Origin of the sequence: Bacillus cereus group sp. MYBK101-2 (genome assembly GCF_051918845.1) — a bacterium.
GTDB lineage: Bacteria > Bacillota > Bacilli > Bacillales > Bacillaceae_G > Bacillus_A > Bacillus_A paranthracis.
The window spans coordinates 96097-110856 of record NZ_JBQAIE010000012.1 but is presented as its reverse complement, the minus strand read 5'-3'; the positions used below and the strand labels follow the sequence as shown (position 1 = coordinate 110856).

Genomic DNA, 14760 nt, shown 5'->3' with positions numbered 1-14760 from the left:
ATCGGTACACTATTTTTATTTTATAGAATTGAGGTGAATATATGAGCTGGAAAGGTTTAGTAGCAGGTCTTGGCGTTGGGTTCGCAGCTGGTTATTTCGTTGCAAACAAAGTACAAGAACAATCCCATATTTCTTCAGAAAAAGCATTGAAAATGGTGAAACAAGCATTAAGTCATAAAGGTGAAATTACTGGCTCTTGGGTACATATGGTTCCAGAGACATTTGAAAAATATGATGTCGCGTATGAAGTGTATCGCGGCGGTCTTACAACGATGTTAAATGATATACAAGAACGATTTGAATTTTTAGTTGATGCTAAAACAGGTACTGTTTTAGAGGTTATAGCAGCATAAACAGGAGGGTTCCCATTAGGTGAACCTCTTATTTTTTAATTATGGGTAGTGTTTGAAATTATATCGGCGCAACTCGGTTTATATCAGCGATTTTCTAAATTTATCGGCGCAACTCAATTTATATCAGCGATTTTCTAAATTTATCGGCGCAACTCGGTTTATATCAGCGATTTTCTAAATTTATCGGCGCAACTCGGTTTATATCAGCGATCTCCCAATTATATCGACTTACCGACAAAAGCCGACAATAAAAAAGAGGTCGCTCCAGCAAATATTCTGGAACAACCTGCTCTTTTTATGCTTCTATACTCGTTTTTCTCTCTATCTTTTCTACGATATGCCCTTCCTCATTCCACTTTACTGCACGGTAATATGCGTCATGATAAAATGTAAACCAAGCATCCTTTTCAGCTCCATACTTCATCCACTTTTGCTTATTTTCAATCGATGTCATCGGATAATCATCATAAGCCATGACCCATAATACATTTTGATGGGCGTGCGTCGGCAATAGGTCTGCTAAATGCAGCATCGTTTCCCCTTTGCTTTCTAAAGCGATCACTGCGTGTCCGTCACTATGGCCGCCCGTATGCGCCATTTTTATTTCATCCGTAATTTCTATTTCTTGTTGAAACGTAACAACTTGATCTACAATCGGCTCCCAATTTTCCTTCCAATATGTATTACGGGATCTAATATTTGGATTTCTCATTTCATTCCACTCTGTTTCACTTACGTAAACTTTCGCATTTGGAAAAGTTGGTACAAGTTGATCACCTTCCCATTTCGTTAAACCAGATGCATGATCAAAGTGAAGGTGCGTCATTAAAACGTAATGAATATCTTCAGGCTTTAGTCCCAGCTTTTCTAAAGAATTCTCAACTGACGACTCTTCCGTTACACCTTGATTCCGCTTCATCTTTTCATTCAATTTACCGTTTCCTATTCCAGAATCAATGAGCATATTACCGTCTTTCGTTTGCAAAAGTAACGGATCTGTTCGTAAATAAATATGATTTGTATCATTATGTTTATATTTACGTGACCAAAGTACTTTCGGCACAACGCCAAACATTGCCCCTCCATCTAAATGTGTGTTCCCCCCTTTTAGCCACGTCACTTTTATATCTCCAATTTGTAACTGTTCCATTTTTCCTCCCCCTTTCCTTACAATACTAACATAAAATTCTGATTATTTTAGATACAAAAAACCTATGCATTACTGCATAGGCTCTGTACGATATTTTGCTTCTACTCGGTAAATGCGATGACCTTTACTAGAGAATTTCTCTTCGTACTCAGTCATAATGTTACCTTCAAAGTCGCTGTTATGAAGATCTAAGCTTAAGTAAGTTAGTAACATACCATACTCAGCCATACTCATAAGAGAATATTCAAATAAACCTTGGTTATCTGTTTTGAAATGAATTTCTCCGCCTTCTACTAACACTTCTTCATAATTGCGTAAAAACGTTTTGTACGTTAAACGACGCTTCGTATGACGTTTCTTTGGCCATGGATCTGAGAAGTTTAAATACACGCGATCAATCTCACCTTTTGCAAAGAAAACTGTTAAATCTTCAGCATCTTTATTAATTAACTTTAAGTTCGGTAATTCTTCTTCAATTAATTTATCAAGTGCATCTACAACAACACTTGTGAATTTTTCAATTCCAATATAATTAATATGAGGATTCGCTTTTGCCATATCATACATAAAGCGGCCACGACCTGTACCTACTTCGATGTGAATGGGTTGCTCATTTCCAAATACTTCTTTCCAGTTACCAGCGCGCTCCTCTGGGTTTCCGATTACGATATGTGAATACTCATTAATTCGATCCATTGCATATGGTTTATGTCTTAAACGCATAGATGTTTCCCTCTCTTTACATAGCTATTTTAAAGGAATAATTCCTTCTTTCTGTTTTTAATCAATCTACCAAACAAAAAACCAAGTACGTACGAGCACTCGGTCCGTTTCTTTCAAGTATAAGATGTACCATTTTGATAAAAACTACATACAGCATTAAACATTCCATGACGAAACAGCTTTTTCTCTTACTTTTCTAAGAAGAGAAAAACAATCGAAAGGATGATCCGTTCATGCCAATTAATCAACAACATCAATTAGAAGTGCTGAAAGATATTTTAGTCAATCACCAAAGTGATTGTTGCGGGACAGTTTCTGAATGCGAGCAATTAGAGCGTCTCATTCAATCGTTACTCGCAAACGATAATATAAGTAGTGACGCTAAAGCAATGCTAAACGATGTATATTCTTATAGTCAATCGGGTAAATCTTCCTCTAATTTGGACAACCACATTTCCAATAATCAAGAACAACTTACTCAGTGGATTGCTGGAATGGACAATTTTTCTTAAGTATTACTCTGAAGCAAGTAGTTGCTGTAAATATTGATGCCAATATTCAGCTTCTGCTTGCTGTTTTTTTGTTGTATGCCATTGAATAGACAAAATCGTTTGTGCTATCACATACCATCTCATACGTTTAAGCAGCGATTCATCCATTTCAATATCATAGTAACCGAGCCACTCACTCCATTCTTGGCGCGGAATGTACCAATATAATAACATACCGAGGTCTAGAGCTGGGTCAGCAATTACAGCTCCATCCCAATCAATTAAAAACAACTCATCTTCATCCGACAATAGCCAATTGTTATGGTTTACATCACAATGGCATACAACGAATTCGTTGTATTCAATATCTTTTAATGAATCCATTAAATATTGAAGACCTTGCTGAATTGTTTCCTCATCCCTTATATCTCCTCTTAAAACAAGTTGCAGTTGTTGTAATAACTCTTGTGCGTGAAGCGGCTGCTTCCCAAGTCTCTGAATCATCTGCACAAGTGCTTTAGATGAGTGTATTTTCTTCAAAAGTTTCGCAACACGTTCTAGTTTCATATCCTCTGGCTCTAACTTCTGTCCCGGAAGCCATTTTTGAGCAGAAATTACATCACCGTTCGTTACCCTTCTTGTCCAAAGTAATTTTGGAACAATTCCTTCTGCTGACAATACCGCTAAAAAGGGCGATGTATTCCGCTTTAAAAATAACTTCTGTTGTCCGTTTTGCGCAATATATGCATCGCCCGTTACTCCACCAGCCGGTACAAGACTCCACTCTTTTCCTAATAATTGTTCCAACCATTCCATATTCATTACCCGTTAACAAATCCTTATCTTTTATAGTTATGAAAAGAAAAACCGCAACATTTCTACACATGTTGTGGATTCATATATATTTTACTGTAAATGAAAAGAAAACTTGGCATAAGCCAAAAATTCTCTATTTTATTTTACAAAACCAGCCATAGAATGACAACTTATCAAAATCGTCACCTTTGTCAATTCTACATTTATTACATTCTCATCGTCAAGTAGCGATTTGTCACATTATCGTCAATATATACGTGCTAATCGGAGCGAGCCTAAGTTCCTTTCCTCTAAATGAAGAAATTGGCTCTATTTTAGCTTGCTTTTCGTTTACTAACACATGCCACGTTTCTTCTTTCGGCAGTTGCACCGTTTTCTCTTCTAAACTGCTATTAAATAAAACGACAATTTCTTTCCACTGTCCAAACGACTCTACATTTTCTAAATGATATGCAAGTACTTCTGGAGATGTTTGCAAAAAAGTCATATACTTTTTTATAAGGTCTGCATTTTGTAACCGGAATGCTCCGTGCTCTTTACGAATCGCAATTAAACCTTTTATATAGTTAACGGTCTCTATTTCTTTCTCTTTTCGATCCCAATCTAATTGATTAATTTCATCATTTGCATTATAACTATTTTCATTTCCTTGCTTCGTACGATAAAACTCTTGCCCAGCATGTAAGAAAGGGATGCCTTGCGACAGAATCACCATTGCAGTTGCTAGCAGGTGCCGTTTTTTCAAAATCTCTTCCGACTCTTCATTACTGCGCATTAGTTTATCCCACATCGTCATATTGTCATGACATTCTACATAGTTAATGCTTTGCACAGGCTCTAGAAACAAACCTGTTTCTTTCATACTCAAAAGGCTTCCTGATGCAATATACTGCAAATGATTACAGTCTACATACCCACCAAATGCAAAACCACGTTTATTTATATGAAAGGTACTCCCTTTTATCCCATCACGAAATTGATCATTAAATTGCGCAATATGCGGCATTTTCTTTGCATTATTTAACGTTGCTTTTTCCTCTAGAGGAAGTGGTGTTTGTAAATCCCACCCTTCTCCTAATAGCAGTGCATCTCGCTTTATGTTTCGCACTTCTTTTTCTATTATATTTATTGTATCAACATCTAAAATTCCCATTAAGTCGAACCGAAATCCATCAACATTGTACTCTGTAAGCCAATATAAAATAGACTCTACAATGAATTTCCTCATCATTTTCCGTTCAGATGCTATGTCATTTCCGACTCCCGTCCCATTAGAAGGCATACCATTTTCACCATGACGAAAATAATATCCTGGGACAAGCTTTTCAAATGATGAGAGCTCTCTTTCATACACATGATTATATACAACATCTATAATCACTCTAATGCCGTGCTCATGAAATGTTTCAATCAGCCGTTTACACTCTACGATCCTGTTATACGGGTCAGAAGGATTTGTAGCATAAAATCCCGTTGGTGCATTGTAATATAATGGATTGTACCCCCAATTATAGGCAGAAGAAGGATTCGCCTCATCTACACCACCGAAACAATATAAGGGTAATAGTTCAACATGTGTAACACCTAAATCCTTTATATGAGACAAACCTGTTAACGTCCCATTTCGCCCTGTCGTTCCTTCTTCCATTAGTCCCTTATATGTTCCTTTTTTACTCACTCCACTGCCTGGATGAATAGTAGCATCACGAATATGCAGTTCATACAATATGGCATCTGTCATTGCTTGTAAAGGTGGTAATTGCCCTAGCTTTGTTACATTCGTCTTTTCCAAATCAATAACAACGCCGTACTTCCCATTTACAGTCACTGATTTTGCATAAGGATCCACAGCTTCGTTCCATATTAAATTTATACAAACAAGAAATGTATACTTTTCACCGGCTAAATCGCCGTGCAATGTATGAGCCCAAACTCCATTTTCTTCTCTGTACATTTCGTAATCTGTATATTCTTTATCACTTTTATAAATTCTTACTTTCGCAAGCCTCGCAGTTGGAGCCCATACTTTAAATGTAGTTGCTTCCTTTTGGTGTACTGCCCCTAAATCTGTACCTTCGTAATAATACTTCTCATCGAAAATCGCTGTTCTTATGACAGCACCTATTTGTAAATCTGTTTCTTCATTCCGTTCATCTCGTACTGTATAATACTTCCCCACATCTAGCGGCTCTTCTATAAAGCACTCATACTTCGTTGCATCCGGAAGCGCAATTGTATGAGCAATCGGTAAATCTTTCACGTTACTTCCTTCTTGCAAACGAAATGTCCGACTTGTTCCATACGCATGTGGGAGCAAAATTGTAATTTTATTCATTTCATCTAAATAGGCATCAAATGGACGTTTTACTTTCAACATAAAAAAATCACCATCATTCTTAAAGTTAAAATGAAACGAGCTGCAAATGATAAGGCTTTTCTTATCAGCGAAGCCCTATACAGTAACACATTGTTCTTTATAGTATATTCACCTGTATAAAAAACGTTTTCATACATTCTATTTTTGTAATTTTATTTCAGCAATTGCTTTATATTTCGGTGTCTCCTTTACGTGAGATTCGTATAAAGTAATCGTATCCGCTTGAAATGATATTTCAGGCACTTCCTTTATATGCTCTAAATCAAACTTTTCTTCTCCTACCCATTTACGGGCAACAGTAATATGCGGATGATACGGGCGCGTTTCTAAAGAAAATCCATTCCCTTCACAAATAGCGTGTACTTGCTTTTGCACTTGAAACAAAGCTTGATTCTCGCTTACCTTCGCCCAAAAAATACGTGGCCTATCTTCCATACCGAACGTTGAAAATCCTTGTAACGTAAACGAGAGTTCCTTTGTTTCTTTAAGTATTTGTAATCCATTCTGTATTCCTTCTAATTGTTCCTCTGTCGCACTCCCTAAAAATGAAAGGGTAATATGATAGTCTTCTTTATGTACCCACGAACGAAATGGTAATTCCTCCTGCATTTCCTCTCTATAGTTAGATAGCACTTCTTTTATATGATTTGGTAACGTAATCGCGACAAAATAATGCAGTTCCATGTACATCTTCTCCTTCTTTCTATTGTTGCTTTTCTTTCTTATCTCATTCCATTAAAAAGAATCCAACTTCCCTACAAGTCTAACCAAGTTCAGGTCGCGTTAATAGATGAAATGATATCGACATTTCGACAAGGAACATCTGCTTACCAACAAACGACACATAATAGAAAACCGTCCCAAAGAATGTATCGGGACGGTCTTTTATTATTTATATATCCATTACTTCGCTAATTCATAAATTGCTTGCGCGTAAATTGCTGTTGCTTTTAATAAGTCTTCAATTTCAATATACTCATCTTTTTGATGTGCAAGTTCTTCTTTTCCAGGGAACAATGGGCCAAATGCAACACCAGCTTTTAACGAACGAGCGTAAGTACCACCGCCAATTGCTAATAGTTCTGCTTTTTCACCTGTTTGTTCTTCATATACGCGCTGCAACGTACGAATTAATACGTGGTCTTTATCAACGTGATGCGGACGAGAGTTTGAATAATCAGCTACTTCAAATCCATGAGTCCCCACATATTCTTTTAACTTTGCAATCATTTCTTCAAAGTTAGTCGTAACTGGGTAACGTACGTTTAATCCTAAATTGCCACCATTTTCTTTCGTATAAGAAAGGCGACCAACATTCACTGTTAACGGACCACTAACCTCATCTTTATAAGCGATAGTAGCCTTTTTACCATAAATATCACCAATAAATGTTGCTGCTACAAATGTCGCAAACGAAGCCCCTTTTCCATCAAGAGCAACTTTCGTTAAGAAGTTTGCCAGTAATAAACCTGCATTTTCTCCTTTTTCAGGAGTAGATCCGTGAGCTGAAATTCCTTTAATTTGCAACGTTACTGTATTACCTTCTACAATTGCTTCACCTATTTTTTTAGCAGTTTGTAAATACTCTTCATATGCTACTGTAAGTGCATTTACATCTTCTCCTGTAACAACCGCTTCTGCAAAATCAGGAACCATATTTAAACGGCGACCTGACTCAAATGAAACAAGTTCATATGTACCTTTCTTCTCTCCACTACCATTTTGCACAACTTGTATATCAGAAATTCCTTTTTCTGCATTAATAATTGGAAAGTCCGCGTCTGGCGCAAAACCGATTGTTGGCATTTCTTCGTTTTTAAAGTAATGATCTACACATTTCCAATTACTTTCCTCATCTGTTCCTAAAATCATGCGAACGCGTTTTGAAAGAGGTAAACCTAATTCTTTCACAATCTTCATCGCATAATAAGCTGCCATCGTTGGGCCTTTATCGTCAATTGCACCACGTGCAAAAATCTTTCCATCGCGAATATCTGCACTATATGCAGGAGTCGTCCAACCATCTCCTTCTGGTACAACGTCAACGTGACAAAGAATACCTACTAATTCTTCTCCTTGTCCCATTTCAAGATGACCTGCATACCCTTCTAAATTTTTAGAAGTAAAACCTTCCGTTTCTCCTTTATGTAACATGAAAGATAAAGCTTTTTCTACACCTTCACCGAACGGTGCGCCCTCTTTTGCCGACTCTTCTTCCCATACACTTTTAATTTGTAAAAATTGTTGTGTATCACGAATTAAATCATCTTTTCGTTTTGCAACTTCTTCTGTCCAATTAATTGCTGACATCACGCATCCATCCTTCACTATATTGTTTCTTTCATCATAACAAACCGAAATCTCTTATGCCATACACGAAAACCAAATACCGAACAATTGTAATATTTCAGATATTTCTTATTAGTTTTTCTTTTATTTTTCTAAAAAAATTTGCAGGAATTTGGCGTTTTACGTAGAATTTTATGTGTTAGTTGACTGACCATATATACAATGTCAACTACCAATATTTTTCTATATGAATATTTGTTAAATTTCTGTAAAATTTAAGTAGATTAAAGCATGAATTTTATCATGTAGAGTACAATGGTAGTAACGACCTTCTTTCCTGAATGGGGTCAAAAAAACTAGTAGAGGAGTGGTTTTCTCTTGAAACCTACAACTACTCGTATGCTAACACGCATTAAATCAATTTATATGTACATCAATGAAAACGGAACGGTAACGACGAAAGACCTTGTAGATGAGTTCGGGATCACACCGCGAACGATACAACGTGATCTAAATGTGTTGCAGTTTAATGAACTCGTGTATAGCCCTTGCCGCGGTAAGTGGACAACAACAGGAAAGAAAGTGAGAATGACCTCATAACGAAAAATAATTGTATGTAAATAAATACATACCCCTTTCTAACTCATTAGAAAGGGGTCTTTTCTGCGCCTAAAAATAGCACTATTTCTCAGTATCTACTTGATATGTTTTTAACATCTCTACTTCTTCATCTGTTAGCTCACGGTATTGTCCAAGTTCTAGCTCTTCATCTAACACTAACGGTCCCATCTCTATTCTCTTTAAGTAGACTACTTTTTTCCCTACCGCTTCAAACATACGCTTTACTTGATGGAACTTTCCTTCTGTAATGACAAGCTCGATTTCAGAAATATCATCGCTTTTTAATATTGTAAGTGCACCTGGCTTTGTCTCATAGCCATCATCTAAAATAACACCTTTAGCAAACTCTTTTACATCCTCTTCTGTTACTACTCCTGCAACGTGTGCATAATATTTTTTCGGCACATGCTTTTTCGGAGATAACAATTGATGTGATAACTTCCCGTCATTTGTTATTAATAAGAAACCTTCTGTATCAATATCAAGTCTTCCAACTGGGAACGGATTAAAAATCGCATCCTCTAACTCTAATAAATCTATTACCGTTTCATGATTATCATCTTCTGTCGCTGAAATAACGCCTTGTGGTTTATGCATCATTAAGTAAACAAACTCTTTATATTCCACAACTTCACCGTGAATCATAACTTCTTGTTCCTCTACATTTACATGAACCTTTGCATCTTTCACCGATATTCCATCAATTTTCACAACGCCGTCTTTCAATAATTTCTTTACTTCTTTTCTACTTCCATATCCCATATTTGCTAATAATTTATCTAATCTCACGTTTTTCACCTTCTTTATTTATCATAGAAAAGGGGACGTAATTACGCCCCTTTTGATTTCAACTTTATTTTGAATCTATTGCCAAGTTTACGTTGGATCTTCTCTAACGCTTCTCCGCCAAATACTCTTTCAAGTACTCCTGTGCGAATCGCTAACAATCCGTAAACGAGACCGCCAAGACCTGCACAAATCGCAACTGTAATAAGAGCGCCAACTCGGCCATCCGGCGAAATCATGAAGGATAGAATCCATTGTGATAGTTTTACGACCACAACCATTACAAATGTTAATACTGCAATTTGGAACGTTCTCTTATATACAACACCGAATGAATAGTGTGCGTATTTTTTAATTTGTTGATTTGTGTACCAAACAGAAGCTAAGAAACCAACAGCTGTTGCTAGAATTGCCCCTACTGTACCGAAGTAACGAATAAAAATTACGTTACATACAAATTTCAAAATAACACCCATTATAAGTGCGATAATCGCATGCTTTTGTTGGTTAATACCTTGCAGAATTGCCGCTGTTACTGTAAATAAAGCAAATAACAACGCAACCGGTGCATACCACATTAATACTTGTCCACCTAATGGATCTGAATCGTAAAATGCAGTATAAATCGGATAGGCAAGTGATGAAATACCGACAACTGCTGGCAATGTTAAGAACATATTTGCCTGGAATGTTTGTGTAATTTGTAACTTTAAATAACGGTATTGCTTTTCAGTAAATGATTTTGTAATCGCTGGTACGAGCGTTAAACTAAACGCTGTCGCAAGTGATACAGGAATCATAATTAATTTATGCGTCCACATTGTGAAAATACCGAGCGCTCGCTCTGCAATATCACCTTGGCCAATCGCTTGCATAATTGAGTTAAATGTCAATGTATCAATTTGTTGATATAAAGGAATTGTTAACCCAATTACAACGTAAGGAATCGCATATGCAAATAATTCTTTAAATAATTGAACCGTACTCACTGTCGACTCTGGTACAGTTTGTTCAATTAAATATTGATCTAAATGTTTTTTACGTTTTAGCCAGTACCAAATGAGTACACCGAGCGCTCCAACTGCTGAAACGAATGCAGCAAATGTCGCTACCCCTACCGCTGTTGCAACTGTACCGCCAAGTACTTTAATAACGATAAAACTACCCGCTAATAAAAAGACGATACGAATAATTTGTTCAATAATTTGCGAAACAGTAGTTGGTCCCATCGATTGGTGACCTTGGAAATAACCACGAATTAAACTCGCTGCCGGCACAACAATAAGCGCAAAACTTACAAGACGAATAATCGTCGTAACTTCTCCTATATTACTGTGTACACTTTGTTTACCGAGCATTGCTTCTGCAAACAACGGCGCCGTCATGTACAGTACTAGGAATGAAAGAACTCCTGTTACTATCATCATAACCATTCCCGAGCGGAACATTCTCCGGCTCGTTTTATAATCGCCAAGCGCATTATATTTGGAAACGAATTTTGAAACAGCAAGCGGCACCCCTGCCGTTGCAATACTTAAAAAAATCGTATATGGAATGTATCCATATGTATAGAGCGTTCCGCCTTCTGTCCCTACTAATGCATGAAACGGAAAGACGTAAATCATGCCTAAGAACTTCACTAAAAATGTCCCTAACGTAACAATAAGCGTTCCGCGCAGAAATTTCGAATCGGACATACAAAAATCCTCCTACATCTACATAAAGTGAAACTTTAATCAGTGGGGTGTTCTTCCCTACTGATTATTAGCCCCCACCAATCGGGCATTTACAGGCAGTTAATCTCCCACTTAACTTTAAGGCGGGAGTCTTACTGCCCGCAAATAGCGGGGTACAGTAAAACTATAATAAATTGAACTATTCGAGCATTCGAGAACTATTAGACTTCCCCTAACTCATAAGGTTTTAGTCCTATGGCCCACAAATAACAGGATAGTGCTGAACTCTAACTTTTGTATTGTACCACAATTCTCTCCTTAAGCAGTACTTCACTCTATTTTTCTTTTAAGGGAAAACATGCTATTCTTTTAGGCAGGAAATGTAGAAAATGAGGTCGATATATTATGCATTATGATGTTATTGTCATCGGCGGTGGGCCTTCTGGGCTAATGGCTGCAATCGGTGCTGCAGAAGAAGGCGCAAGCGTCTTACTTCTTGATAAAGGAAATAAACTAGGGCGTAAACTTGCGATTTCTGGTGGCGGCCGCTGTAACGTAACGAACCGTCTACCACTTGATGAGATCGTTAAACATATACCAGGAAATGGCCGCTTCTTATACAGCGCTTTTTCTATTTTTAATAATGAAGATATTATTACATTCTTCGAAAATCTCGGTGTAAAACTGAAAGAAGAGGATCATGGCCGCATGTTCCCTGTTTCAAATAAAGCGCAATCGGTAGTAGACGCACTTTTAACACGATTAAAAGATTTAGGTGTAAAGATCCGCACGAATACACCTGTTGAAACGATTGAATATGAAAATGGTCAAACGAAAGCAGTCGTACTAAAGACTGGCGAAGTGCTAGAAACAAATCACGTCGTTATCGCTGTCGGCGGAAAATCAGTTCCGCAAACCGGTTCTACTGGAGACGGATATGCTTGGGCAGAAAAAGCAGGTCATACAATTACAGAATTATTCCCAACAGAAGTACCAATCCTTTCAAACGAACCATTTATTCGAGACCGTTCACTTCAAGGACTTGCTTTACGAGACGTAAACTTAAGTGTATTAAACCCGAAAGGAAAGGCTATCATTTCTCACAAAATGGACATGCTCTTCACTCACTTCGGTTTATCTGGTCCTGCTGCCCTTCGCTGTAGTCAATTCGTTGTAAAAGCACTGAAGAAGTTCAAAACGAATACAGTGCAAATGAGCATCGATGCATTGCCAGAAGAAAATAGTGAACAACTATTCCAGCGCATGCTGAAACAAATGAAAGAAGATCCGAAAAAAGGAATTAAAAACGTGTTAAAAGGTTATGTACCTGAACGTTACTTCCTATTCTTATTAGAAAGAAATGAAATTGACGGTAGTGAACAAGCTGGACAAGTTTCTCACGAAAAAATTCGTGCACTTGTGAAAGACTTTAAAGAATTTACTGTAAACGTAAATGGTACGCAGTCCATTGAAAAAGCATTCGTTACTGGCGGCGGTGTATCTGTTAAAGAAATTAACCCAAAAGAAATGTCTTCTAAATTCACGAACGGCTTATATTTCTGCGGGGAAGTTCTTGATATTCACGGTTATACTGGTGGCTATAATATTACATCTGCTCTCGTTACTGGTAGAATTGCCGGAACAACAGCTGGAGAAAACGCGAAAATGCAATATTAAACTGAGAAACAGGGATTCCTGTTTCTTTTTTTATAGGTACATGAAATTATTATCGGCGATTACACAGATATATCAGCGATTCTACAACTTATATCGGCGATTTCTCAAATATATCGACTTACCGACAAGAAGCGACAAATATCCGCTCCATGTAACTTCCCATTGCTTTTTTGTTGCTTTATATACCTTAGTACCTTTATATTTTATATTGTTGAATATTTGAAAAAGGGTAAGGGGAAAACATATGAGAAAAAAAGTCATGATGTCTTTAATGCTAATGACGTTTCTTTCTGCGGTAGAAGGAACGATTGTTAGTACAGCAATCCCTCGTATAACGAGTGATTTATCCGGCGTTGAACTTGTTAGCTGGGTTTACGCAATTTACATGCTTGCCACAGCGGTTTCAACTCCCATATACGGAAAGCTAGCTGATTTATTTGGTCGTAAAAAAGTTTTACTTATTGGAGCTACAATCTTTTTAGTCGGTTCTGCACTTTGCGGTGTCGTTACATCAATGGAACAATTAATCTTCTTCCGCGCTCTTCAAGGTATCGGTGCTGGTGCTGTTATGCCGATCACAATGACGATTATTGGAGACTTATATAGCGAAGCGAAAGACCGCGCGAAAGCACAAGGCTGGATGAGTGCCGTTTGGGGTGTCTCAGGTGTTATCGGACCGTTAGTAGGTGGATTTTTAGTTGATTCTCTTTCTTGGCGTTATATTTTCTTCTTAAACGTTCCATTTGGAATTATTGCCTGCTTAATGATTGCCATTTACTACAAAGAATCTATTAAGCCAGCTAAACACCATATCGACTATCTTGGTGCAACAGTCTTCTCATTAAGTACGATTGCTCTACTATACGCATTATTAACAGGTAGCAGTAAACAAAACTGGGGAGATGTAACAATTATCGGCCTATTAATTTTCGCCGTCGTTTCATTCATTATTTTCTTATTCATCGAGAAAAAATCTCCGGAACCATTAATTCCGCTAGCACTTTTCTCTAACCGTACATTATCTACGATAAATATATTAACGCTTATTGCTGGCGCAATGATTATTAGTATTACGATGTACCTTCCAATTTGGAGCCAAGGTGTACTAGGAAAAAATGCGACTGAAGCTGGACTTATTTTAATGCCAATCCCTGTTATGTGGACATTTGGCGCTATTTTCTCTGGTAACTTAGTAGGAAAATTAAAAACGAAACAAATCATTTTACTTGGAGCTAGCATTTTATCAGTGGCTACGTTCTTATTATTTACATTATCAACACATTCACCATCATTCCTTATTTATGTAGCAGTCGGATTATTCGGCTTAGGTATGGGGCTTGTAACACCGATTTACATGGTAACAATTCAAGCAGCCGTACCAGCTCATACACGCGGAACAGCCGTTGGTTTAAACACATTTATTAATACATTTAGTCAAACATTAGGTGCTGCAATATTCGGCACAATTTTCAATACGATGATTCACGCACGTGGTATTAAAAACCTTGATCTTGTATCTGGCGGACATGGAGGTACTACAACAAACGTAGTAACTGAATCACAATCCGCATTAGCATCAAGTGTACACGTCATTTATATGAGTACTTTTGTATTGGCAGTATGTACATTAATTATCACTTGGCTTTTATTAAAGCCCGCTACACAAACGAGTGAGCAATAAGAAAGAGGATGACCATTTTATTTTGGTCATCCTTTTTTATACGATGAAGAATTACGAATTTATGGATAAAATTTTAGAATGATACATGTATCTTCAGATCTTTTTTAGCACCGAAACCTA

Annotated in this window: 13 protein-coding genes; 5 read left to right on the top strand and 8 right to left on the bottom strand. The window is 37.2% G+C overall.

Annotation, left to right across the window (positions count from 1 at the left end):
* The first annotated feature begins 41 nt into the window (after window positions 1-41).
* On the top strand, window positions 42-353 hold the full coding sequence (locus tag ACTFSI_RS20995) for a PepSY domain-containing protein (RefSeq protein ID WP_000118540.1): 312 nt from the start codon (window positions 42-44) through the stop codon (window positions 351-353).
* Between the two features lie 295 nt (window positions 354-648).
* Here the strand turns inward: ACTFSI_RS20995 and ACTFSI_RS20990 are convergent, their stop codons facing one another.
* Together ACTFSI_RS20990 and trmB are read right to left on the bottom strand one after the other, a co-directional pair.
* Window positions 649-1503: a YtnP family quorum-quenching lactonase gene (locus ACTFSI_RS20990; RefSeq protein ID WP_044790883.1), complete on the bottom strand. Its 855-nt coding sequence runs from the start codon at window positions 1501-1503 to the stop codon at window positions 649-651.
* A gap of 69 nt (window positions 1504-1572) precedes the next feature.
* A complete protein-coding gene (gene trmB, locus ACTFSI_RS20985; protein WP_001239380.1) occupies window positions 1573-2226 on the bottom strand; it encodes a tRNA (guanosine(46)-N7)-methyltransferase TrmB in 654 nt (217 codons plus the stop codon).
* 233 nt (window positions 2227-2459) lie between these two features.
* Here trmB and ACTFSI_RS20980 point away from each other — a divergent pair, with 233 nt between their 5' ends.
* Window positions 2460-2738, top strand: a complete 279-nt coding sequence (locus ACTFSI_RS20980) for a YtzH-like family protein (protein ID WP_001122234.1) — start codon at window positions 2460-2462, stop codon at window positions 2736-2738.
* A gap of 3 nt (window positions 2739-2741) precedes the next feature.
* On the opposite strand, the gene ACTFSI_RS20975 is transcribed toward ACTFSI_RS20980, so the two are convergent.
* The 4 genes from ACTFSI_RS20975 to pepV form a co-directional block, all read right to left on the bottom strand.
* Entirely contained in the window at window positions 2742-3539 is a 798-nt protein-coding gene (locus ACTFSI_RS20975) for a phosphotransferase family protein (RefSeq protein WP_001055736.1), read from the bottom strand.
* Between the two features lie 229 nt (window positions 3540-3768).
* Window positions 3769-5910, bottom strand: coding sequence for a type I pullulanase (gene pulA / locus ACTFSI_RS20970; protein ID WP_167495096.1), 2142 nt, complete (start codon window positions 5908-5910; stop codon window positions 3769-3771).
* 138 nt (window positions 5911-6048) lie between these two features.
* Window positions 6049-6594, bottom strand: coding sequence for an RNA 2',3'-cyclic phosphodiesterase (gene thpR, locus ACTFSI_RS20965; RefSeq protein ID WP_044790885.1), 546 nt, complete (start codon window positions 6592-6594; stop codon window positions 6049-6051).
* A 219-nt stretch (window positions 6595-6813) separates the two neighbouring features.
* Window positions 6814-8220: a dipeptidase PepV gene (gene pepV / locus ACTFSI_RS20960; RefSeq protein ID WP_044790886.1), complete on the bottom strand. Its 1407-nt coding sequence runs from the start codon at window positions 8218-8220 to the stop codon at window positions 6814-6816.
* A 357-nt stretch (window positions 8221-8577) separates the two neighbouring features.
* Here pepV and ACTFSI_RS20955 point away from each other — a divergent pair, with 357 nt between their 5' ends.
* Window positions 8578-8799, top strand: a complete 222-nt coding sequence (locus ACTFSI_RS20955) for a DeoR family transcriptional regulator (RefSeq protein ID WP_000805512.1) — start codon at window positions 8578-8580, stop codon at window positions 8797-8799.
* Between the two features lie 81 nt (window positions 8800-8880).
* Here ACTFSI_RS20955 and ACTFSI_RS20950 read toward each other — a convergent pair whose 3' ends face one another.
* Both ACTFSI_RS20950 and ACTFSI_RS20945 read right to left on the bottom strand, forming a co-directional pair.
* A complete protein-coding gene (locus ACTFSI_RS20950; RefSeq protein WP_001234933.1) occupies window positions 8881-9609 on the bottom strand; it encodes a pseudouridine synthase in 729 nt (242 codons plus the stop codon).
* 41 nt (window positions 9610-9650) lie between these two features.
* Window positions 9651-11303, bottom strand: a complete 1653-nt coding sequence (locus tag ACTFSI_RS20945) for a putative polysaccharide biosynthesis protein (protein WP_001284047.1) — start codon at window positions 11301-11303, stop codon at window positions 9651-9653.
* A 384-nt stretch (window positions 11304-11687) separates the two neighbouring features.
* Between ACTFSI_RS20945 and ACTFSI_RS20940 the strand changes: the two genes are divergently transcribed.
* The gene (locus ACTFSI_RS20940) at window positions 11688-12959 is read left to right on the top strand and encodes an NAD(P)/FAD-dependent oxidoreductase (RefSeq protein WP_044790887.1); all 1272 of its coding nucleotides are present in this window, start codon (window positions 11688-11690) and stop codon (window positions 12957-12959) included.
* Window positions 12960-13203: 244 nt separating this feature from the next.
* Window positions 13204-14640, top strand: a complete 1437-nt coding sequence (locus ACTFSI_RS20935; protein ID WP_440045613.1) for an MDR family MFS transporter — start codon at window positions 13204-13206, stop codon at window positions 14638-14640.
* Window positions 14641-14760: the final 120 nt, after the last annotated feature.